22 protein-coding genes are annotated in these 20,607 nt (G+C 61.3%); 12 read left to right on the forward strand and 10 right to left on the reverse strand.

Features of this window, described 5'->3' with window-relative positions; genetic code table 11:
- The first annotated feature begins 323 nt into the window (after window positions 1-323).
- Window positions 324-1,718 carry an argininosuccinate lyase gene (gene argH, locus RHM69_RS19980; RefSeq protein ID WP_014720448.1) on the forward strand — a complete coding sequence of 465 codons (1,395 nt, stop codon included), beginning with the start codon at window positions 324-326 and terminating at the stop codon, window positions 1,716-1,718.
- Window positions 1,719-1,814: 96 nt separating this feature from the next.
- On the opposite strand, the gene RHM69_RS19985 is transcribed toward argH, so the two are convergent.
- Window positions 1,815-2,474, reverse strand: coding sequence for a glutathione S-transferase family protein (locus RHM69_RS19985; protein WP_014720449.1), 660 nt, complete (start codon window positions 2,472-2,474; stop codon window positions 1,815-1,817).
- A 125-nt stretch (window positions 2,475-2,599) separates the two neighbouring features.
- Here RHM69_RS19985 and RHM69_RS19990 point away from each other — a divergent pair, with 125 nt between their 5' ends.
- The 3 genes from RHM69_RS19990 (at window position 2,600) to RHM69_RS20000 (ending at window position 6,242) form a co-directional block, all read left to right on the forward strand.
- The gene (locus RHM69_RS19990) at window positions 2,600-2,884 is read left to right on the forward strand and encodes a hypothetical protein (protein ID WP_014720450.1); all 285 of its coding nucleotides are present in this window, start codon (window positions 2,600-2,602) and stop codon (window positions 2,882-2,884) included.
- A 95-nt stretch (window positions 2,885-2,979) separates the two neighbouring features.
- A complete protein-coding gene (locus tag RHM69_RS19995; RefSeq protein ID WP_014720451.1) occupies window positions 2,980-3,234 on the forward strand; it encodes a TIGR02647 family protein in 255 nt (84 codons plus the stop codon).
- 167 nt (window positions 3,235-3,401) lie between these two features.
- Window positions 3,402-6,242, forward strand: coding sequence for a class I adenylate cyclase (locus RHM69_RS20000; RefSeq protein ID WP_200599390.1), 2,841 nt, complete (start codon window positions 3,402-3,404; stop codon window positions 6,240-6,242).
- Here RHM69_RS20000 and rnk read toward each other — a convergent pair.
- The 3 genes from rnk to cyaY form a co-directional block, all read right to left on the reverse strand.
- Window positions 6,239-6,652: a nucleoside diphosphate kinase regulator gene (gene rnk, locus RHM69_RS20005; RefSeq protein ID WP_014720453.1), complete on the reverse strand. Its 414-nt coding sequence runs from the start codon at window positions 6,650-6,652 to the stop codon at window positions 6,239-6,241. The two genes, RHM69_RS20000 and rnk, sit on opposite strands and share 4 nt — an antisense overlap.
- A gap of 131 nt (window positions 6,653-6,783) precedes the next feature.
- Window positions 6,784-7,002 (reverse strand): DUF1289 domain-containing protein, encoded by a 219-nt coding sequence (locus RHM69_RS20010; protein WP_032873896.1) that lies wholly within the window; start codon window positions 7,000-7,002, stop codon window positions 6,784-6,786.
- Between the two features lie 2 nt (window positions 7,003-7,004).
- The gene (gene cyaY, locus RHM69_RS20015; RefSeq protein WP_014720455.1) at window positions 7,005-7,337 is read right to left on the reverse strand and encodes an iron donor protein CyaY; all 333 of its coding nucleotides are present in this window, start codon (window positions 7,335-7,337) and stop codon (window positions 7,005-7,007) included.
- Window positions 7,338-7,575: 238 nt separating this feature from the next.
- Between cyaY and lptM the strand changes: the two genes are divergently transcribed.
- The 6 genes from lptM to RHM69_RS20045 are packed head-to-tail and all read left to right on the forward strand — an operon-like array spanning window position 7,576 to window position 12,163.
- Window positions 7,576-7,743, forward strand: coding sequence for an LPS translocon maturation chaperone LptM (lptM, locus tag RHM69_RS20020; protein WP_003195417.1), 168 nt, complete (start codon window positions 7,576-7,578; stop codon window positions 7,741-7,743).
- Between the two features lie 14 nt (window positions 7,744-7,757).
- A complete protein-coding gene (gene lysA / locus RHM69_RS20025; RefSeq protein ID WP_003195418.1) occupies window positions 7,758-9,005 on the forward strand; it encodes a diaminopimelate decarboxylase in 1,248 nt (415 codons plus the stop codon).
- Between the two features lie 3 nt (window positions 9,006-9,008).
- On the forward strand, window positions 9,009-9,839 hold the full coding sequence (dapF, locus tag RHM69_RS20030; protein WP_014720457.1) for a diaminopimelate epimerase: 831 nt from the start codon (window positions 9,009-9,011) through the stop codon (window positions 9,837-9,839).
- Between the two features lie 13 nt (window positions 9,840-9,852).
- Window positions 9,853-10,569 carry a DUF484 family protein gene (locus RHM69_RS20035; protein ID WP_014720458.1) on the forward strand — a complete coding sequence of 239 codons (717 nt, stop codon included), beginning with the start codon at window positions 9,853-9,855 and terminating at the stop codon, window positions 10,567-10,569.
- A 2-nt stretch (window positions 10,570-10,571) separates the two neighbouring features.
- A complete protein-coding gene (xerC, locus tag RHM69_RS20040) occupies window positions 10,572-11,471 on the forward strand; it encodes a tyrosine recombinase XerC (protein ID WP_102665827.1) in 900 nt (299 codons plus the stop codon).
- Complete coding sequence (locus tag RHM69_RS20045) at window positions 11,468-12,163, forward strand: HAD family hydrolase (protein ID WP_073452481.1); 696 nt, start codon at window positions 11,468-11,470, stop codon at window positions 12,161-12,163. The genes xerC and RHM69_RS20045 overlap by 4 nt, the downstream gene beginning before the upstream one ends.
- Window positions 12,164-12,349: 186 nt before the next feature.
- Here the strand turns inward: RHM69_RS20045 and sutA are convergent, their stop codons facing one another.
- The 4 genes from sutA to glnK form a co-directional block, all read right to left on the reverse strand.
- Window positions 12,350-12,682 (reverse strand): transcriptional regulator SutA, encoded by a 333-nt coding sequence (sutA, locus tag RHM69_RS20050; RefSeq protein WP_073843438.1) that lies wholly within the window; start codon window positions 12,680-12,682, stop codon window positions 12,350-12,352.
- 102 nt (window positions 12,683-12,784) lie between these two features.
- The gene (locus RHM69_RS20055; protein ID WP_003195429.1) at window positions 12,785-13,210 is read right to left on the reverse strand and encodes a secondary thiamine-phosphate synthase enzyme YjbQ; all 426 of its coding nucleotides are present in this window, start codon (window positions 13,208-13,210) and stop codon (window positions 12,785-12,787) included.
- A 209-nt stretch (window positions 13,211-13,419) separates the two neighbouring features.
- Window positions 13,420-14,757 (reverse strand): ammonium transporter, encoded by a 1,338-nt coding sequence (locus RHM69_RS20060; protein WP_020302863.1) that lies wholly within the window; start codon window positions 14,755-14,757, stop codon window positions 13,420-13,422.
- A gap of 34 nt (window positions 14,758-14,791) precedes the next feature.
- Window positions 14,792-15,130, reverse strand: a complete 339-nt coding sequence (gene glnK, locus RHM69_RS20065; RefSeq protein WP_002555808.1) for a P-II family nitrogen regulator — start codon at window positions 15,128-15,130, stop codon at window positions 14,792-14,794.
- A gap of 423 nt (window positions 15,131-15,553) precedes the next feature.
- Here glnK and RHM69_RS20070 point away from each other — a divergent pair, with 423 nt between their 5' ends.
- Window positions 15,554-15,817, forward strand: coding sequence for an accessory factor UbiK family protein (locus tag RHM69_RS20070; RefSeq protein WP_003195432.1), 264 nt, complete (start codon window positions 15,554-15,556; stop codon window positions 15,815-15,817).
- Between the two features lie 155 nt (window positions 15,818-15,972).
- Window positions 15,973-17,469 carry a YifB family Mg chelatase-like AAA ATPase gene (locus tag RHM69_RS20075; RefSeq protein ID WP_014720463.1) on the forward strand — a complete coding sequence of 499 codons (1,497 nt, stop codon included), beginning with the start codon at window positions 15,973-15,975 and terminating at the stop codon, window positions 17,467-17,469.
- Window positions 17,470-17,496: 27 nt separating this feature from the next.
- Here the strand turns inward: RHM69_RS20075 and RHM69_RS20080 are convergent, their stop codons facing one another.
- Entirely contained in the window at window positions 17,497-19,473 is a 1,977-nt protein-coding gene (locus RHM69_RS20080) for a methyl-accepting chemotaxis protein (protein WP_014720464.1), read from the reverse strand.
- Window positions 19,474-19,649: 176 nt separating this feature from the next.
- Entirely contained in the window at window positions 19,650-20,570 is a 921-nt protein-coding gene (locus RHM69_RS20085) for a LysR substrate-binding domain-containing protein (RefSeq protein ID WP_014720465.1), read from the reverse strand.
- Window positions 20,571-20,607: the final 37 nt, after the last annotated feature.

Consider the following 20,607-nt stretch of genomic DNA (forward strand, 5'->3'; position numbering starts at 1 on the left):
CGTAGGGTTCACTGATAAACAATCCGAATACCCCCCTGTTTAATGGATAGTCTGGTTATGACCGCATCACCCGACTTTGGTGCATTCACACACTATCAGTCCAACTGTAGACGCTCACTGAGGCGACATTGCTCAATCGTCAAATATCGTTTCAATAAGTACCTGCCCCCAGTCTCGTCCCGGATGCGGTCGGCGGCAAGGCACTTAGCCATCTCTTACACAAATAAAATTGCCGATCACCCGCAGCACCGCCTCCACGGGCAACCCTGTTATGATCGCCGGCACACCTTCATGCCTCTTTTAAGCAGATCACGAGCGAATCCATGAGCACCGACAAGACCAACCAGTCCTGGGGCGGCCGCTTCAGTGAACCCGTCGACGCCTTCGTCGCGCGCTTCACCGCCTCCGTCACCTTCGATCAACGCCTGTACCGCCACGACATCATGGGCTCCATCGCCCACGCCACGATGCTGGCCAAGGTCGGCGTGCTGACCGACGCCGAGCGTGACAGCATCATCGACGGCCTGACCACCATCCGCGGTGAGATCGAGGCAGGGACGTTCGACTGGCGCGTCGACCTGGAAGACGTGCACATGAACATCGAGGCACGCCTGACCGATCGCATCGGCGTGACCGGCAAAAAATTGCACACCGGTCGCAGCCGTAACGATCAGGTCGCCACCGATATCCGCCTGTGGCTGCGCGATGAGATCGACCTGATCCTGGGCGAAATCACCCGCCTGCAAAAAGGTTTGCTGGAGCAGGCCGAGCGTGAATCGGACACCATCATGCCCGGCTTCACTCACCTGCAGACCGCACAGCCTGTGACCTTCGGCCACCACCTGCTGGCCTGGTTCGAAATGCTCAGCCGCGACTACGAGCGCCTGGTCGATTGCCGCAAGCGTGCCAACCGCATGCCGCTGGGCAGCGCTGCACTGGCCGGCACCACTTACCCGATTGACCGTGAGTACACCGCACAGCTGCTGGGCTTTGACGCCGTGGGCGGCAACTCCCTGGACGGCGTGTCGGACCGGGACTTCGCCATCGAATTCTGCGCCGCCGCCAGCATCGCGATGATGCATCTGTCGCGCTTCTCCGAAGAGCTGGTGCTATGGACCAGCGCGCAATTCCAGTTCATAGACCTGCCGGACCGCTTCTGCACCGGCAGTTCGATCATGCCGCAAAAGAAAAATCCCGACGTGCCAGAGTTGGTGCGTGGCAAGAGCGGCCGTGTATTTGGTGCACTGATGGGCCTGCTGACCCTGATGAAAGGCCAACCATTGGCCTACAACAAGGACAACCAGGAAGACAAGGAACCGCTCTTCGACGCCGCCGATACCCTGCGCGACTCGTTGCGTGCCTTTGCCGACATGATTCCGGCGATCAAGCCCAAGCATACGATCATGCGTGAAGCGGCCCTGCGCGGGTTCTCTACCGCGACCGACCTGGCGGACTACCTGGTGCGCCGGGGCCTGCCGTTCCGTGACTGCCACGAAATTGTCGGCCACGCCGTGAAGTACGGTGTGGACACCGGCAAGGACTTGGCGGAAATGAGCCTGGAAGAACTGCGCCAGTTCAGCGACCAGATCGAGCAGGATGTGTTTGCCGTGCTGACCCTGGAAGGCTCGGTGAATGCCCGTAATCATGTGGGCGGCACTGCGCCGGCACAGGTCAAGGCGGCGGTCGTGCGCGGCCAGCAATTGCTCGCCAGCCGCTAAAATTGTGGGAGGGGGCTTGCTCCCGAAGACGGTGTATCAGACAAGAAAATCTTAGCTGACCCACCGTCTTCGGGAGCAAGCCCCCTCCCACATTGGTTATTTCTTGGCCGCAATCATCGCCATGAATGCCGGCATCGCCGCCTGCCTGTCCGCCTCTACCTTCTGCGCATTGGGCATCCCATTCAGGCGCGCCAACAAGGCTTTCGCCTTCGGCAACGGCTCCAGCAGATCCAGCCCAAACAGCTTCTCGCCCACACCGCAGGCCAGGTTCAGGCTGTACATGAAATACAGGTCCGCAAGGGTGAAGCTCTCCCCCGCCACATAAGGCGCGAACTTCCCGTGCCGGCCTAAGGTACCTACTCCAAGCAGCAGCTCGGCCCTGGACTTCTCCTTGATCGCCTCCGGCACCGCCATGCCGAAAAAAGCCTCGGCGAAACACGCCCGCGCAGGCAGTTCGATGTACAGCTCGATCTCACGGCACAGCGCCAGCACCTGAGCCCGCGCAAACGGGTCGGCGGGCAACAGCGCCGGACCTTCCTGGGTCTGTTCGAGGTATTCGAGAATGACGCTGGTTTCGTTGATGAACCCCTGCTTCACACCCAGCACCGGCACTTTGCCGCGGGGGCTTACCGCCAAGGCTTCGGGAGTTTGCCCAGCATAAAAAGGCACCTCTTCGAAGGGCAGTCCTTTCTCCAATAGCGCCAGCTTGACCATGTTGTAGTAGTTGCTGACCGAAAATCCGTAAAGCTTGAGCATCGCAAAGCCTCCAGGCCGGGTGTGGGGTTGGCTGCAAGAGTTATAGATCCTCGAGGGCACCCTGACCAGCAGCATCACCCACCTGAATGGGGGTAGACTGACGCCCTTTCCTTGAGGAGCCTGCCATGAGCGAGCCGACCGATATCGACAACGACGAAGAAGAATTCACCGAGACCACGCTGATCGAAGCCATCGAGAACCAGATCGAGAGCGATAACCCGCCAGCGGCCAAGGCTACGTTCAACAAACTGACCCTGGTGGGTTACGAGCGCGAAGATATCCTGAATCTGATGGCTCACGTGCTGGCGTTCGAGATCGACGCCATGCTCGAAGATGACCGCGCCTTCAATACCGAGTGGTATGAAACGGCACTGCGGGCACTGCCCGAGCTGCCGCCGGAAAAGGAATAACCCCGGCACGCAGCAACACGCTGGACAGTTCGGCAAAGTGCGTTCACCTTATGGCCTGCTAGCCTCTAATAAATTTTAGAAAGTCTGGAGTCCTTATGTCGTATACCCCTGAGTTGGTTGCCGAACTGGAAATCCTTGTACTCTTCCCCTTGGACAGCACCAAGGAAGGCTTGAAAGTCCATCAGACTGCCGCCCCTACTGCCATCGCCGCTGCCAAGCGCCTCCATGCCAAAGGGCTGATTGACCAACCGGACGGGGGCTACCTGACGAGCCTTGGCCGGGACGCTGCCGAGCAAGCCCAAACCCTGCTGACCATCCTGACCACTGCCAACACCAAAGAAGCCGCCTGATACTTGATACCGCCCATGGAGTCCGCCGCCTGCGGATTCCGCGGGTGTTGCTGCGCGGCATACGAAATTCTGACGCCAAAAAGCCACTTCCCTCTAAAACTCCTACGCTACTGTCTGTAAACTCCTGCATGGCCGCCCGCGTCGGGCTGCGAGCCACCGAGTTCGACATGACCCGCACCCATGAAATCCGCCCCGATCTGGACGAAGGCATCGACCGTAAGGTGCTGACCCAACTGCGCGCGCGTTTCATGACCCTCAATCAAGGCCGCATGGCCCGGGCCGTCGAGGGGCTGACGCCACGCCAGCAAAGCGTGCTGGCTTTGTTGCCGCTGTTTTTCCACGTCAATCATCCGCTGTTGCCGGGCTATGTCTCCAGTAACACACCGGCTGGCCTGTCGAATTTCGAACCGGACGCCCAGGCCTTGGCCGATGCCCAACGCCTGACCCGCTCGTTCTCCTATAAACCGCGCCATGGCAACCCGCCTACGCCGATCCACGGTTTGTTCCTGATGGGCAGCCTTGGCACGCTGGCGCAGGCCGATCAAAGCGATATGGACGTGTGGGTATGCCACGCTCCCGACCTGAGCGAGACCGAGCTGGCCGAGCTGCGCAAAAAGTGCCAACTGCTGGAAACCTGGGCCTTGAGCATGGGCGCCGAGGCGCATTTCTTCCTGATCGACCCGACGCGCTTTGTGTTGGGTGATCGCGATACGCCACTGAGTTCCGACGACTGCGGCACCACCCAGCACTACCTGCTGCTGGATGAGTTCTATCGCACCGCGATCTGGCTGGCCGGGCGCACCCCCATCTGGTGGCTGGTACCGGTCTACGAAGAAAACCGCTACGCCGAATTTACTCACGCCCTGGTGTCCAAGCGCTTCATCCGCGCCGATGAAACCCTCGACCTCGGCCATCTGGCTCATATTCCTCCGGGGGAGTTTATTGGCGCCGGGCTGTGGCAACTCTTCAAGGGCATCGAGTCGCCCTATAAATCGGTGCTCAAGCTGCTGCTGACCGAGGTCTACGCCAGCGAACACCCGAAGGTGCAATGCCTGAGCCTGCGCTTCAAACAGGCGGTGTTCAGCCATCAGGTAGACCTGGATGAGCTGGACCCGTACATCATGGTCTACCGCCGCATCGAGGAATACCTCAAGGCCCGCAACGAGCTGGAGCGCCTGGAACTGGTGCGCCGCAGCCTGTACCTGAAGGTCAACCGCAAGCTCAGCGCCGGCCAGCGCACCGCCGGTTGGCAACGGCAGCTGCTGGAACGCCTGGCGCATGAGTGGGGCTGGGACACGCGCCAACTGGCCCTGCTGGACAGCCGCAGCCAATGGAAAGTGCGCCAGGTCGCCTCCGAGCGCCGTGCTCTGGTCAATGAGTTGAACTACAGCTACCGCTTCCTCACCCAGTTCACCCGCAGCGAACACACCGCCAGCGCGGTCAATAAACGCGAACTCAATGTACTGGGCCGCCGCTTGTATGCGGCGTTCGAGCGCAAGGCCGGCAAGGTCGAGTTCATCAACCCCGGCATCGCCCCGGACCTGGCCGAAGACACTTTGACCCTGGTGCAGTCGCCCAACCGCAAGGAGCCGGGCCAGCACCATTGGGGCCTGTATAACGGCAACCTTACCGCTCTGGAGTGGGAACACTTCGCCCCGATCAAACGCAGCCGCGACCTGCTGGAAATGCTCACCTGGTGCCATCGCAACGGCGTGATCGACAGCAGCACCCGCCTGGCGCTGCACCCCGGCACCAGCGACATGACCGAGTTCGAGCTGTTCAACCTATTGGGCAGCCTGCAACAGACCATCGCCCTGCCCCTGTCCAGTGTCGATGAGAGCCGCTTGCTGCGCCCGGCAGTGCCGGAAGAGGTGCTGCTGTTGATCAACGTTGGGGTTGACCCGCTCAAACATCATCGCGACCTGAATATCCTGATGACCACAGAGCGCACCGACTCCCTGAGCTATGCCGGCGTGCGCGACAATCTGGTGCTGACCCTGGACCAGGTCACGCTCAACAGCTGGAACGAAGTGATGGTCAGCCGCTATGACGGCCCCCACGCCCTGCTCGACTGCCTGCGCGACTACCTCAACCAACTGCCCTCGAACCATCTGCCACGCCTGCGAGTGCGTTGTTTTTGTCACAACCGGGCACAGTTCATTGCCCAGCGGGTGGAAGAGGTATTCGACACCGCGCAGCATCTGCTGCTCGGCCAGGGCAATCATCGCTACCTGCTCCAGGTGCAGCAGCATTATCACGTCATGGAACTGGTACCGGGCCAGGCCACCCATGTGTCACTGCCGACCCAGGACGCGCTGATCGCCTACCTCAGCGAGGAGCTGGTCAGCTATAACCCGTGGCACCTGGACGCCATGGCCTTGGAAGACCACGACCTGGCGCTGCTGCTGCCCATGGGCCAAGCCGAATGTGTGCAGGTGTTCTACCGCGTTAATGAAGGCTTCGCCGACGTCTACGTGCTCGACGAATTCAACGCGCTCTGGCAACAGCGCTTGCCATTTCATGATGAGCAAAGCCTGTTGGCGCCGTTGCAGCGCTTTTTGCAATCGATCCTGTATCGCCGCGAAGCACTATCGTCCCTGGACACCCAGCAACCCGCGGGCGAGATACAGATCCTGTATTACCAACTGTTGCCATCGGGCAGCGGCCGTGCGCGGGGCGTTGAGCCAAGGCCGGCCCCGCAAGACCCGGCCAACAAGGCGTTTTATGACGTGCAGGCCATTATCGGCAAAGGCACGCCAGGCCACGTAGGGATCACCCTGTACTGCAATCAGCGGGAGTTTTGCGAACTGGAATTTGGCGACCAGCTGTTTACGGTGGTCGCCCGGGAGATCGTCGGGCAACGTCGGGAAACCGAGCGTTACCGCTGCTATATCACTGATCTGGATCTGTCGGGGCTGCTCGGTGATGTGCAAAGCCCAAGCAATCTGTACCTGCGCTATAAAGCCGAACTGGAACAGTCACTCAATGCGGCCTTGAATCAGGTTTAGAGCGGGAAGGCGCCGCCATCTTTGGGCTGGCCTTCGACGCTGAGCAATTCCAGCTTCAAGGTCTTGCCGCCTGGCGCCGGCCAGTCGATGTGCTGGCCCACTTGCAGGCCGAGCAATGCGCTGCCCACGGGTGCCATGATCGAAATCTTGCCTTCGTCGGCGTTCGCGTGCTTGGGGTAGACCAGCGTCAGGTGATAGTCCTTGCCGCTGCTTTGCTCACGGCAATGCACGCTGGAGTTCATGGTCACGACACCCGCAGGCACTTCATCGTGACCAACCACGTCTTCGGCGCGGTCGAGTTCGGCTTGCAACGCTCGGGCGCCGGGAAACTCGTCGCCCAAGCGGTCGATCAGTTGCTCCAGACGCTGCACGTCAAGACGGGTAAGAATGATGGACGGTGCGGTGGTCATGATTCAGGCAGACTCCTTTTTTCTGCACAAAAAAGCAAAACCCCGCCAGGAAAAGGCGGGGTTCTCACGGACCTCGATGAATGGAGGTGTATCCGGACACTACCACAGCGACACAAATAAACAAGACGCCGTCAGGCGCTCGCCTTGCGCTGTTCAGCCTCGGCGCAGATCACCCGGCGCCGCGCATCGTCGGCAGAGCGCCATTCCCGGATGTCTTCCACGTGGCGGAAGCAGCCCAGGCAGACTTTCTGCTCGTCCAGGCGACACAAACTGATACAAGGTGACGGCACTGCCGGGCTGACATTGCTAAACAGCGGCTTGGGCGGGCGTACGGTTGCAGGCTCACTCACCATCAGACCTCGTCGAAATCCAGCTCGACGCCGGTGTATTCCTGGACCAGTCGGGTGAGCATCTCACCCAGCAACTCTTCACTCTTGTCGCACTGCCATTTGCCGCTTTCTTCATCGTAGTCGAAGTGAACGCCACCGGAGCGCGCCGCCAGCCACAGCTGACGCAGAGGCTCCTGGCGACTGAAGATCAATTGCGGGCCAGTCTCGAACTTGACGGTCAGCACACCGGCCGAGTTTTCCAGATCCACATCCAGGTCGCTGTCGTCGAAAATATCTTCCAGCTTCTCCTGGGTGGCATCCACCAGGTCGTGAAAACGGGCTTCGGTCAAACTCATTGTGGCAACCTCAAAAGTGTCTGGTTTTGCTCAAGCGCCGCACGATACGGGCGAGCCTCGCCGATTGCAAAGGATACTGATTTGATCACGGATGACGGTACGAAATATCCCCAGGCATCGTAGCCTGCTTCCCTACTGTCTCGGCAAACCCCCGCCGGACGGGTGTTGCGGCGCATAGGCAAGCTGGCGGGTGGTCGGTATACTCGGGCGCAATTAATGCATATTCAAGGATTTCGCCATGAAGCGCCTGATCTCTTCCCTTGCTGCGCTCGTCGCGGTCGCTTGCCTCGTTAGTGCCTGTGGCCAGAAAGGCCCGTTGTACCTGCCGGATGACAGCAAAGATCCAAACGAACAGGCGCAATCGTCGCAAAAGCCGTCAAAAGCCCATAAGCACGACACCTACTAAGTTAAGGGAAACTTATGGACGCTTTTAACTACCGGGACGGCGAGCTGTTCGCGGAAGGCGTGGCCTTGTCCGCGATTGCCCAGCGCTTCGGCACCCCGACCTATGTGTACTCGCGTGCGCATATCGAAGCCCAATACCGCTCGTTCACCGACGCCCTCGACGGCGTGCCGCACCTGGTGTGCTACGCAGTCAAGGCCAACTCCAACCTGGGTGTACTCAATGTCCTGGCGCGTCTTGGCGCTGGTTTTGACATCGTGTCCCGTGGCGAGCTGGAACGCGTACTGGCCGCCGGTGGCCAGGCGGACAAAATCGTCTTCTCCGGCGTCGGCAAGAGCCGCGAAGACATGCGCCGCGCCCTGGAAGTCGGCGTGCATTGCTTCAACGTCGAATCCACCGACGAACTGGAGCGCCTGCAAGTCGTTGCCGCCGAAATGGGCGTTCGCGCGCCGATCTCCCTGCGCGTCAACCCGGATGTCGACGCCGGCACCCACCCGTACATCTCCACCGGTCTCAAAGAGAACAAGTTCGGCATTGCCATCGCCGACGCCGAGGACGTGTACATCCGCGCAGCCCAACTGCCGAACCTGGAAGTGCTGGGCGTCGACTGCCATATCGGCTCGCAACTGACCACCCTGCCACCGTTCCTGGATGCCCTCGACCGCCTGCTGGCCTTGATCGACCGCCTCGGCGAGTGCGGCATCTACCTGCACCACATCGACCTCGGTGGTGGCGTGGGCGTGCGTTATCGCGATGAAGAGCCGCCACTGATTGCCGACTATATCCAGGCCGTGCGCGAACGCATCGAAGGCCGCGACCTGACGCTGATGTTCGAGCCGGGCCGCTACATCGTCGCCAACGCTGGCGTGTTGCTGACCCAGGTCGAGTACCTCAAGCATACCGAACACAAGGATTTCGCCATCGTCGATGCGGCGATGAACGACCTGATCCGCCCGGCGCTGTACCAGGCCTGGATGGATGTCACCGCCGTGACGCCGCGCACAAGCGAAGCCCGCGCCTATGACATCGTCGGGCCCATCTGCGAGACCGGCGACTTCCTCGCCAAGGATCGTGAGTTGGCGCTTGAGGAAGGTGATCTGCTGGCCGTGCATTCGGCCGGTGCCTACGGGTTTGTCATGAGTTCCAACTACAACACCCGCGGGCGTACCGCCGAGGTGCTGGTGGACGGTGATCAAGCATTTGAAGTGCGTCGCCGCGAGACGGTAGCCGAGTTGTATGCTGGCGAAAGCCTGCTGCCGGAGTAAGCCATGCTGCTGCGTTTTACCAAGATGCACGGGCTGGGTAATGATTTCATGGTCCTCGACCTGGTCAGCCAGCACGCGCACATCCTGCCCAAGCACGCCAAACAGTGGGGTGATCGCCACACCGGGATCGGTTTCGACCAGTTGCTGCTGGTCGAGGCGCCGAGCAACCCGGAGGTGGATTTCCGCTACCGGATCTTCAACTCCGACGGTTCCGAAGTGGAACAGTGCGGCAACGGCGCGCGCTGCTTTGCGCGCTTTGTGCTCGACAAGCGTCTGACTGCCAAACGCCAGATTCGCGTCGAAACCAAAGGCGGCGTGATCGAACTGGACATCCGCAACGATGGCCAGATCAGCGTCAACATGGGCGCCCCACGCCTGGTGCCGGCGGATATTCCGTTCCAGGCCAGCGAGCAGGCCACCAGTTATGCACTGGATGTAGACGGCAAGACCGTCGACATCGCCGCCGTGTCCATGGGCAACCCTCATGCAGTGCTGCGGGTCACCGACATCAATAACGCCCCCGTGCACGAACTGGGGCCGAAGATCGAACATCACCCGCGCTTTCCGGCAAGGGCCAATGTGGGCTTCCTGCAGGTGATCGACCGCAACCGTGCGCAATTGCGCGTATGGGAACGCGGCGTCGGCGAAACCCAGGCTTGCGGCACCGGTGCTTGCGCCGCTGCCGTGGCTGCGATCAGCCAGGGGTGGATGGATTCGCCGCTGTTGATCGACCTGCCCGGCGGACGTTTGTCCATCGAATGGGCAGGCCCTGGCCACCCGGTGATGATGACCGGGCCGGCCTCGCGCGTATACGAAGGACAGGTCCGTCTATGAGTGAGCCAAGCTAATGACCGATAAGCCTCAAGTACCCGCACACGCTACTCCGAGTGAAAGCCTGGAGGCCGCTGCTGTCGCGGCGTACCTTGAGGCTAACCCGGACTTCTTCGTCGAGCACGAAGAACTGCTGCCGGCCCTGCGCATCCCTCACCAGCGCGGCGATACCGTATCGCTGGTGGAGCGGCAGATGAAGATCCTGCGCGAGCGTAATATTGAAATGCGCCACCGGCTCTCGCATCTGATGGACGTGGCCCGCGACAACGACCGCTTGTTCGACAAGACCCGCCGCCTGATTCTGACCCTGATGGATGCCACCAGCCTGGAAGAAACGGTGATCGCCGTGGAAGACAGCCTGCGTGAGGATTTCCAGGTGCCCTTCGTCAGCCTGATCCTGTTCAGCGACAACCCGATGCCGGTGGGCCGCTGGGTCACAGGTGGCGAAGCGCAGACGGCCATCGGCGGCCTGCTGTCCGAAGGCAAGACCGTCAGCGGCACCTTGCGCGAGCATGAGCTGGACTTCCTGTTTGGCGCCGAACAGCGCAAGCAGATCGGCTCTACGGCTGTCATCGCCCTCAGCCATCAAGGCTTGCACGGGGTACTGGCCATCGCCAGCCGCGACCCGGCGCACTACAAAAGCTCGGTGGGCACGTTGTTCCTGACCTATATCGCCGAAGTGCTGGGCCGCGTCCTGCCACGCCACACCACCACCCTGCGCGCGGTGCGCTGATCATGGAGCGGCAACTGGACGCTTACTGCGCTCACCTGCGCAATGAGCGCCAGGTGTCGTCCCACACGCTGGAAGCTTATCGGCGGGACTTGAACAAGGTCCTGGCCTATTGCGAAAAGCAGCACGTCAGCAGCTGGAAGGCTCTGGACATCCAGGCCCTGCGTAGCCTGATTGCCCGGTTGCACCAGCAGGGCCAATCTTCCCGCAGCCTGTCTCGCCTGCTGTCGGCGGTGCGCGGCCTCTATCACTACCTCAATCGCGAAGGGCTGTGCGACCACGACCCGGCCAATGGCCTGTCACCGCCCAAAGGCGAACGGCGCCTGCCCAAGACCCTGGACACAGACCGCGCCCTGCAATTGCTCGACGGTGCCGTCGAGGATGACTTCCTGGCCCATCGCGACCAGGCAATCCTCGAGCTGTTCTATTCCTCGGGCCTGCGCCTGTCGGAGTTGACGGGCCTGAACCTGGATCAACTGGACCTCGCCGATGGCCTGGTGCAAGTGCTCGGCAAAGGCAGCAAGACGCGCGTACTGCCCGTGGGCAGGAAAGCCCGCGAAGCCTTGCAGCTATGGCTGCCGCTACGCCTTCTGACCAACCCGACAGACGATGCCGTGTTTGTCAGCCAGCAAGGCCGGCGCCTGGGGCCGCGGGCGATTCAACTGCGGGTCAAAGCTGCCGGCGAGCGCGAGCTGGGGCAGAATCTGCACCCGCACATGTTGCGTCATTCCTTTGCCAGCCACCTGCTCGAATCCTCCCAGGACCTGCGCGCCGTGCAGGAGCTGCTCGGGCACTCGGATATCAAGACCACGCAAATCTACACCCACCTCGACTTCCAGCACCTGGCAACGGTGTACGACAGCGCCCATCCACGGGCCAAACGCATCAAGGGCGGCGAATCATGAGTATCAAGCTGATCACCTTCGACCTGGACGACACCCTCTGGGACAACGTACCTGTCATCATCAGCGCCGAAGCGTCGATGCGTGAATGGCTGGCGACCCACGCGTCCAAGGTCGGCGACCTGCCCCTTGAGCATTTTGCCAGCCTGCGCCAGCAGGTGCTGCAGCGTCATCCCGAACTCAAACACCGTATCAGCCTGCTGCGCCACCGCGTGTTGATGCATGCGTTCGAGGAGGCCGGTTATCCCCAACCTGAGGCCACAGAGATGGCGGATGTCTGCTTCGAAGCGTTCATCCACGCACGCCACCAACTCACCGTGTTTCCGGAAGCCGAGCCGATGCTCAAGGCGCTGCGCCAGCACTTCCTGCTCGGCGTGATCACCAATGGCAATGCCGATGTGCAGCGTGTGGGCCTGGCGGACTACTTTCACTTTGCCCTGCGCGCTGAAGATATCGGCATCGCCAAGCCGGACGCACGGCTGTTTCATGAAGCACTGCAACGTGGCGGTGTGGACGCCAGCGCGGCAGTGCATGTGGGCGATCATCCTGGGGATGACATCGCCGGCGCGCAGCAGGCGGGACTGCGGGCAGTGTGGTTCAACCCCACGGGCAAGGCCTGGGAGGGTGACAAGCGCCCGGATGCGCAGATTCGCAGCCTGACGGAGTTGCCGCCCTTGCTGAGTCGCTGGGGTTAACACTGCCCCCCAATGTGGGAGCTGGCTTGCCTGCGATAGCGGTGGGCCAATCAACACAGGGCTCGCAGATACACCGCTATCGCAGGCAAGCCGGCTCCCACAAGGTATTGCAGCGAACTGGTAAATGGCAGGCATGAAAAAGCCCGCAGCGACGGCGGGCTTTTTCTTACAAGCAGGAGGCAGACCTCAGATAGGTCGGCTTCCGTACTTGTTATCCGGCTTCTTCGGTGGATCAGCCACCACGTTGGCCTCGACTTCCTGCACTTTGCCGCCTTTAGCGAGGAATTCTTCCATCGCACGGGCCAGGGCATCGCGCTCTTTGTTCTTGGCTTCAACGCTCGGCAACTCGTCTACCGAAACAGCCGCCTTGGCTTTGCCTTTGGCTTTGGGAGCCGCGTCATCGCCAACACTGTCATCGACATCCTCAGCAACGTCTTCGGCCGCTACTTCAAGACCTTCTTCGGTGTCGTCTTCATCGCCTACTTCGAGGTCGTCTTGTTCCAGATCATCGTCGCTCATGTTCTACCTCATGACTTGCGAAAAGCAGATTAGTTATAGCCCAGCTTCACCCTCTGTCGAGGTCGCCGGAAAAAAATCAACATCCACCAGATAACCAGTGGCTTATGCCCCTTCACCGTGCAAGGTGGCGAGGACTTTACGAGCACCGCCATGATCACGGTGCTCGCCCAGATAAACACCTTGCCAGGTCCCTATCGCCAAGCGGCCGGCCTTGACCGGCAAACTCAGCTGGCAGCCCAGCAGACTGGCCTTGAAGTGCGCCGGCAGATCATCCGGACCTTCGTCGTTATGTTCAAACCCTGCGCGACCTTGTGGCACCAGCAGGTTGAAAAAACGCTCGAAGTCACGGCGAACCGCCGGGTCGGCATTCTCGTTGACGGTCAACGAGGCCGAGGTGTGCTGCAGCCACAAATGCAACAGGCCCACACGGCACGCCTTCAATTCAGGCAAGCCGGCAAGCAACTCGTCCGTTACCAAGTGAAAGCCCCGGGGCTTGGCCCGCAGGGTAATCAGGGTCTGTTGCCACATACAGTTCTCCGCCCATCGGCGCGCATTCTAGCGCGCTCTGGGAAAAAACAAAGTGCCGAATACGCCTTCATGCCTGTAAGACATTTGCATCCTTAAAAGTGCTGTGTGGATCCCATCACAAAGTCGATAAAAAACCCATGCACCTTTAGCCACAGACAAACGCCAGGCAAAAAAATGCCCGGCAAGCCGGGCATGTTTTTTTCGCCTGGTTACAAGTTGTAGCCGCGCTCGTTATGTTGCGCCAGGTCGAGGCCAACCGCCTCTTCTTCCTCGGTGACACGCAGGCCCATGACCATGTCGAGCACCTTGAGGATGACGTAGGTCACGATCGCCGTGTAGATCACGGTAAAGCCCACACCTTTGCACTGGATCCAGACTTGGGCTGCGATGTCCGTCACGGTGCCGAAGCCGCCCAGCGCCGGGGCAGCGAACACACCGGTAAGGATCGCACCGACGATGCCGCCGATACCGTGCACGCCGAAAGCGTCCAGGGAGTCGTCATAACCCAGCTTGCGCTTGAGGCTGGTCGCGCAGAAGAAGCACACCACACCGGCGACCAGGCCAATCACCAGGGCGCCCATCGGGCCCACGGTGCCCGCCGCTGGCGTCACGGCGACGAGGCCGGCGACCACGCCCGAGGCGATACCCAGTGCGCTGGGCTTGCCGTGGGTGATCCACTCGGCAAACATCCAGCCCAGGGCCGCAGCTGCTGTAGCGATTTGAGTTACCAGCATCGCCATGCCCGCGGTGCCGTTGGCCGCCGCGGCGGAACCGGCGTTGAAGCCAAACCAGCCGATCCACAGCATGGCCGCGCCCACCAGGGTATAGCCCAGGTTATGCGGGGCCATCGGCGTGGTCGGGAAGCCTTTGCGCTTGCCGAGCACGATGCACGCCACCAGGCCAGCCACACCCGCGTTGATGTGCACAACGGTGCCGCCAGCGAAGTCCAGCACGCCCCAGTCCCACATCAGGCCGCCGTTGCCGCTCCAGACCATGTGCGCAATCGGCGCGTAGACCAGGGTGAACCAGATAGCCATGAAGATCAGCATTGCGGAGAACTTCATACGCTCAGCGAAAGCACCGACGATCAGCGCCGGGGTAATGATGGCAAAGGTCATCTGGAAGGTGATGAACACGGCTTCCGGAAACAGCGCCGCCGGCCCGGTGATGCTGGCCGGGGTGACACCCGCCAGGAACGCCTTGCCCATGCCGCCGAAGAAGGAATTGAAGTTGACCACGCCTTGTTCCATACCGGTGGTATCGAACGCGATGCTGTAGCCGTAGACGACCCAGAGGATGCTGATCAGGCCAGTGATGGCGAAACACTGCATCATCACCGACAGAATGTTTTTGGAGCGGACCATGCCGCCGTAGAACAGCGCCAGGCCAGGGATGGTCATGAACAGCACCAGCGCGGTGGCGGTAAGCATCCAGGCGGTGTCGCCGGAATTGAGGACTGGAGCAGCCACTTCATCTGCCGCCATGGCCAGGCTTGGCATTACGATGGACAGCAGGGCTCCGAGCCCTGCGAATTTACGCAGAGTCATATTGTTTTCTCCTGGGGCGTTGGGGTTTGGCGGCTTAGATTGCGTCGGTATCGGTTTCGCCGGTACGGATGCGAATAGCCTGTTCCAGATTGACCACGAAGATCTTGCCGTCACCGATCTTGCCGGTGTTGGCCGCCTTGGTTATCGCCTCGATAACCCGGTCAAGATCCTTGTCGTCAATGGCGACATCGATCTTCACCTTCGGCAGGAAATCGACCACGTATTCCGCGCCGCGATACAGCTCGGTATGACCCTTCTGCCGACCGAAGCCCTTGACCTCAGTAACGGTAATGCCCTGCACGCCGATCTCGGACAGTGACTCGCGTACATCGTCCAACTTGAACGGCTTGATGATGGCAGTGACTAGCTTCATGAAAACTCTCTCCCGAATTTGGTGGACTTGCCCCAGGAAAACAAACCCGTCTCAAGTCTAAGCGCAGTGCCTGGCTTTGTAACGCATCGTCGCCTCGGCATTTGCCGTCGCGACGCCAGCGAACCACTGGTGACGAGCCCTGTACCCCGGATCCGTCGGCGCACTGCATTCGTCACAGCGACTGCATCAGTGCATGGGTCATGATCGTCTAAGCAGAAACCTTGCCAGCTCCGTAAAAACCACCGAAATCAATCCTTTACCCGCTTGTGCCCACCTACGGGGCGCCTGCGCGGCCGCAATGCGCATCAAAACAGTGCGAGGCCGCCCGCCCCAATGCGCGAAAACCGTGCGCAACGGGGCCTGAAAATGACTATAGACGCTGCGTGATACACTGCCGGCCAACTGTTTTCCGGAATATGTCCAATGCTCGCGCCCAAAGACTTCCTAGACGCCCTGAGCGGCCACGCCTCTCGCCTGTTCAGCGGCGACACCCCACTGCCCCGCAATGAAATCGAAAGCCAGTTCAAGGCTTTGCTACAGAGTGGTTTCAGCAAGCTCGACCTGGTCAGCCGGGAAGAGTTTGACAGCCAGATGGTGGTGCTGGCCCGCACACGTGCGCGGCTGGAGAGCCTGGAGGCGAAGGTGGCTGAACTTGAAGCCCGGTTGACGCCACCTTCTGCTGAGTGAACGCGATTGTTGTGGGAGCTGGCTTGCCTGCTCCCACACTTGTTTTGCGTTGCCGCCCGGATACGTTCTGTAAAACCTCCCCCGCCCCGCTCCATCCCACCTCGTCTACCCTTGAAAAAACCGCAGGAAGCGGCCCTCCCATTCAAGGAACGAGCATGTCCCTCGCCATTGTCCACAGCCGCGCCCAGGTCGGTGTGGAAGCCCCAGCCGTCACTGTCGAAGTGCATATGGCCAATGGCCTACCGTCTCTCACCTTGGTGGGTTTGCCCGAAACCGCAGTGAAGGAAAGCAAGGACCGCGTGCGCAGTGCCATCCTCAACTCGGCGCTGCAATATCCGGCCCGGCGCATCACGCTCAACCTCGCGCCCGCCGACCTGCCCAAGGACGGCGGGCGTTTTGATCTGGCGATTGCCCTCGGCATCCTGGCGGCCAGTGTGCAAGTGCCGGCCTTGATGCTCGATGACGTGGAGTGCCTTGGGGAATTGGCGCTGTCCGGCGAGGTGCGCGCGGTGAAGGGGGTATTGCCGGCCGCGCTGGCGGCGCGCAAGGCCGGGCGCACCGTGATAGTGCCGCGCGCCAACGCCGAAGAGGCGTGCCTGGCGTCGGGGTTGAAGGTGATTGCGGTGGATCACTTGCTGCAAGTGGTGGCGCACCTGAATGGGCATGTGCCGATTGAGCCCTACAGGTCCGACGGTTTGCTGTACGTGAACAAGCCTTACCCAGACCTGCGTGAAGTGCAGGGCCAACTCGCGGCCAAGCGAGCATTGCTGATCGCGGCGGCAGGCGCGCATAACCTATTGTTCAGCGGGCCACCGGGCACCGGCAAGACTTTATTGGCCAGCCGGCTACCGGGCTTGCTGCCGCCGTTGAGCGAGCAGGAAGCGCTGGAAGTGGCCGCGATCCAGTCCGTGGTCAGCCTGGCACCGCTGAGCCATTGGCCAAACCGCCCGTTTCGCCAGCCGCACCACTCGGCATCCGGGCCGGCGCTGGTGGGTGGCGGCTCGAAGCCACAACCGGGGGAAATCACCCTGGCCCATCACGGGGTTTTGTTCTTGGATGAGCTGCCAGAGTTCGATCGCAAGGTACTGGAGGTGCTGCGCGAGCCATTGGAATCGGGACATATCGTGATATCCCGCGCCCGTGACCGAGTGCGTTTCCCGGCTCGCTTTCAACTGGTCGCGGCGATGAATCCCTGCCCCTGCGGCTACATGGGCGAACCCAGCGGGCGTTGCCGGTGTACGCCGGAGCAGATCCAGCGTTATCGCAACAAGCTATCCGGCCCTTTGCTGGACCGGATTGATTTGCACCTGACCGTCGCGCGGGAGGCCACTGCGCTGAGCCCCACTCAACCGGCGGGCGATACAACGGCCGATGCCTCGGTGCGGGTAGCCGAAGCACGCGAGCGTCAACAGCAACGCCAGGGGTGTGCCAATGCTTTTCTCGACCTGCCGGGGCTACGCCAGCACTGCAAGCTGCCAAAGGTCGACGAGGGCTGGCTGGAGACCGCCTGCGAGCGACTGACACTGTCACTGCGGGCGGCCCATCGGCTGCTGAAGGTGGCGCGCACCCTGGCGGACCTGGACCAGATGGACGCCATCACCCGTGATCATCTGAAGGAGGCCTTGCAATACCGCCCAGCATCTCTCAGTTGAGCCTCCCACAATTTGATTGGCGGTGCCTCAACGAAACCGATCCACCTCATGACGCAAACCTGCCGCCAAGGTCTCCAGCTCCTTGGCGGTAACCGCCAGGTTGGACACCACTTCACGCTGCTCGCTGTTGGCCAGCGCAATGCTCTGCAGGTTGCTGCTGAGCAAGGTCGCGGTGCTGCTCTGTTCCTGGGTGGCGGTGGTGATCGCCGCGAACTGCTGGCCGGCCGAGCGGCTTTGCTCGTCGATACGCGCCAGGGCCGAGGCCACGTCAGCGTTGCGCGACAAGCCTTCCTGCATCAGCGCATTGCCGTGTTCCATGGTGCTGATGGCGTTGCCGGTTTCCTGCTGGATGCTCTGGATCATGCCGGAGATTTCATCGGTGGCCTGGCGGGTGCGCGAAGCCAAATTGCGCACTTCGTCGGCGACCACGGCAAAACCACGGCCTTGCTCACCGGCGCGGGCGGCTTCGATGGCGGCGTTGAGCGCCAGCAGGTTGGTCTGTTCGGCGATGGCGGTAATCACGCCGACGATCCCGCCGATTTCCTGGGAACGCTGGCCCAGGGTGTTGATCACTGCAGCGGTGCTGTTCAGCGCAGTGGCGATATGTTCCAGGGACGATGACGCTTCTTGCATCGAGGTGCGGCCGATACGGGTTTGCTGGGCATTCTCTTGGGCCAGGCGCTCGGTGTTGCCCATGTTGTCGGCAATGTTCAGCGAGGTAGCACTGAACTCTTCCACCGCACCGGCCATGCTGGTGATCTCGCCGGACTGCTGCTCCATGCCTTCGTAGGCACCACCGGATAGGCCCGACAACGCCTGTGCGCGGCTGTTGACCTGTTCGGCCGCGGTACGGATATGCGACACCATGGTCGACAGCGCTTCACCCATCTGGTTGAAACTGCGCGCCAACTGGCCGATTTCGTCATGGCTGGAAACGTTGAGGCGCGCACTCAAATCGCCCGCGCCCAGCGCCTGGGCCTGGCGCACCAGCTCGCTCAATGGCGCCAGCTTGCTGCGCAACAGCCACACCGTGGCGCCCACTGCCAGCAACATCGCCAACACACTGCCGATCACCAGGCGGATGCCGACTTCCCAGGTCACTGCGCGAATCTCAGCCTTGGGCATGCTCGCTACCACCGCCCAAGGGCCGCCTTCGAACGGCACCGATACGCTATAGAAATCTTCGTTCTTGTCGCTCCAGAAACGGCCTGCGCCCGGCTTTTTCGCCAGGTCGAGCATCACGGCAATCGCCTGATCCGGCGCTTGCACGCCAGCCGGCGGCACCAGCCAGTGCTTTTGCTCATCGAGCAGCGCGAGGGAGCCGGTCTGGCCAATGCGGAAGCGCTTGAGGTTTTCAAACTGGGCGTTCTGAGCATCGGTGTAATCGAAACCGATGAACAGCACGGCGATGACCTGGCCACTGCTGTCACGCACGGGGCTGTATTGGGTCATGTAGGAGCGGTCGAACAACACGGCACGGCCGATGTAGGTCTGGCCGCCCACAACGCGCTGGTAGGCCGCGCCCTGACGGTCGAGCACGGTGCCAATGGCGCGATTGCCATCCTGCTTGGTCAGGGAGGTGCTGACGCGGATAAAGTCGTCGCCGCTGCGCACGAATACCGTGGCCACGCCGCCGGACATCTGCTTGAACTCATCCACCTCTTCGAAGTTGTTATTCAATACCTCGTTGCCCAGGTAGAGGCTTGGCGTCTGCACGCCGGCCACGGCCACGGGCTGGTCCGCACGCACACTCAAGCCGGCGCCGAAGCGCTTTTCAAACAGCCCGCTCAAACGCTGGGTGCTTTCGCGCAAGGTGCTGTGGAAGGTGTTGAGTTGGTCGGCGAGCAGACGCGCCTCGCTGGCCAGGTGTTCCTCGCGGGTGGCGAGGTTGGCGGAGTCGAGGGTACGCAAGGCAAAGACCGTACTGCCGCTGATGACGACAGCGAGAATCACGGCGAGTGCAAGGCCTAACTGGGAGGCAATCCGGGCACGAGGTTGAGACATGACAGCTCCTGGCCGAGGCCAGGATCATCCTGATCTCATAGCGCTGCTCGGCAAATTATCTAGTGGGAAACGTTGATGCACGATGGTTCCAACCTCCTTCTTCGGCGGCATTTGGCAATACTTGAGCGAATCACAGGGGTATCCCGCAAACGATTGCACACACGGTCCGGCCCTACTCAATCGAGGCGTTCAACCTGGGGCAATTCCATCGCCTTGACTTCGCCCTGAAGAAATTCCGCCAGCCGTCGCAAACGCTCCCCGCCCGGGCGAGTTTTCGGCCACACCAGGTAGTAGCTTTCCCCACTGGCGACCGCCGTGGGCCACGGCAGGCTCAAGCGTCCCTGCGCCACGTCTTCGGCCACCATCAGCAAGTCACCCATGGAGACGCCATAGCCACGGGCGGCAGCGATCATGCCCAGCTCGAGCGTGTCGAACACCTGCCCACCCTTGAGTGAAACGTGAGATGACAACCCCATGCGCTGCAGCCAGTAACGCCAGTCGCGGCGGTCCGGGGTCGGGTGCAGCAGTTCGGCGGTTGCCAGCCGCGTCACGTCCCAGGGACCGTCGTCCAACAGATTCGGCGCTCCCACCGGGATCAGCATTTCCGCAAACAGATAACTGGCCTCCCAGTCCGCCGGAAAGTGCCCGTTGCTGAGCAACACTGCACAGTCGAACGGCTCTTGGTTAAAGTCCACTTCATCGATGCTCATCCACGCACTGGTGAGCTGTACCTCATTGCCTGGCTGCAATGCGCGGAAGCGACTCAACCGCGCCAGCAGCCAGCGCATGGTCAAGGTGGACGGCGCCTTCATACGCAGGATGTCATCTTCGGCATTCAAGGTATGGCAAGCACGCTCCAGGGCAGCGAAGCCTTCCCGTACGCCAGGCAGCAACAACCGCGCCGCTTCCGTGAGCTGCAATGTGCGACCGCTGCGCTGGAACAATCGGCAGGCGAAATAATCTTCGAGCGTACGGATATGCCGGCTGATCGCACTTTGGGTAATCGACAACTCCTCAGCCGCGCGGGTAAAGGAGTGGTGCCGGGAGGCGGCTTCAAATGCCCGCAAGGCATAAAGAGGAGGAAGACGACGGGACATTCTGAAAGCTCCGACTGCGCAATCTGGAAACCCTACC

It is taken from the genome of Pseudomonas sp. CCI1.1, from assembly GCF_034348165.1.
GTDB classification, from domain to species: Bacteria; Pseudomonadota; Gammaproteobacteria; order Pseudomonadales; family Pseudomonadaceae; genus Aquipseudomonas; species Aquipseudomonas paracarnis.

Coding starts and splice junctions, on each gene's coding strand:
- RHM69_RS20080 (WP_014720464.1), bottom strand. CDS start 19,473: ATGTCTCAACCTCGTGCCCGGATTGCCTCCCAGTTAGGCCTTGCACTC.
- RHM69_RS19985 (WP_014720449.1), bottom strand. CDS start 2,474: ATGCTCAAGCTTTACGGATTTTCGGTCAGCAACTACTACAACATGGTC.
- cyaY (WP_014720455.1), bottom strand. CDS start 7,337: ATGAGTTTGACCGAAGCCCGTTTTCACGACCTGGTGGATGCCACCCAG.
- RHM69_RS20045 (WP_073452481.1), top strand. CDS start 11,468: ATGAGTATCAAGCTGATCACCTTCGACCTGGACGACACCCTCTGGGAC.
- dapF (WP_014720457.1), top strand. CDS start 9,009: ATGCTGCTGCGTTTTACCAAGATGCACGGGCTGGGTAATGATTTCATG.
- RHM69_RS20000 (WP_200599390.1), top strand. CDS start 3,402: ATGACCCGCACCCATGAAATCCGCCCCGATCTGGACGAAGGCATCGAC.
- RHM69_RS20070 (WP_003195432.1), top strand. CDS start 15,554: ATGCTCGCGCCCAAAGACTTCCTAGACGCCCTGAGCGGCCACGCCTCT.
- RHM69_RS20055 (WP_003195429.1), bottom strand. CDS start 13,210: ATGTGGCAACAGACCCTGATTACCCTGCGGGCCAAGCCCCGGGGCTTT.
- RHM69_RS20060 (WP_020302863.1), bottom strand. CDS start 14,757: ATGACTCTGCGTAAATTCGCAGGGCTCGGAGCCCTGCTGTCCATCGTA.
- lptM (WP_003195417.1), top strand. CDS start 7,576: ATGAAGCGCCTGATCTCTTCCCTTGCTGCGCTCGTCGCGGTCGCTTGC.
- RHM69_RS19995 (WP_014720451.1), top strand. CDS start 2,980: ATGTCGTATACCCCTGAGTTGGTTGCCGAACTGGAAATCCTTGTACTC.
- RHM69_RS19990 (WP_014720450.1), top strand. CDS start 2,600: ATGAGCGAGCCGACCGATATCGACAACGACGAAGAAGAATTCACCGAG.
- sutA (WP_073843438.1), bottom strand. CDS start 12,682: ATGAGCGACGATGATCTGGAACAAGACGACCTCGAAGTAGGCGATGAA.
- RHM69_RS20035 (WP_014720458.1), top strand. CDS start 9,853: ATGACCGATAAGCCTCAAGTACCCGCACACGCTACTCCGAGTGAAAGC.
- glnK (WP_002555808.1), bottom strand. CDS start 15,130: ATGAAGCTAGTCACTGCCATCATCAAGCCGTTCAAGTTGGACGATGTA.
- rnk (WP_014720453.1), bottom strand. CDS start 6,652: ATGACCACCGCACCGTCCATCATTCTTACCCGTCTTGACGTGCAGCGT.
- argH (WP_014720448.1), top strand. CDS start 324: ATGAGCACCGACAAGACCAACCAGTCCTGGGGCGGCCGCTTCAGTGAA.
- RHM69_RS20075 (WP_014720463.1), top strand. CDS start 15,973: ATGTCCCTCGCCATTGTCCACAGCCGCGCCCAGGTCGGTGTGGAAGCC.
- RHM69_RS20085 (WP_014720465.1), bottom strand. CDS start 20,570: ATGTCCCGTCGTCTTCCTCCTCTTTATGCCTTGCGGGCATTTGAAGCC.
- lysA (WP_003195418.1), top strand. CDS start 7,758: ATGGACGCTTTTAACTACCGGGACGGCGAGCTGTTCGCGGAAGGCGTG.
- xerC (WP_102665827.1), top strand. CDS start 10,572: ATGGAGCGGCAACTGGACGCTTACTGCGCTCACCTGCGCAATGAGCGC.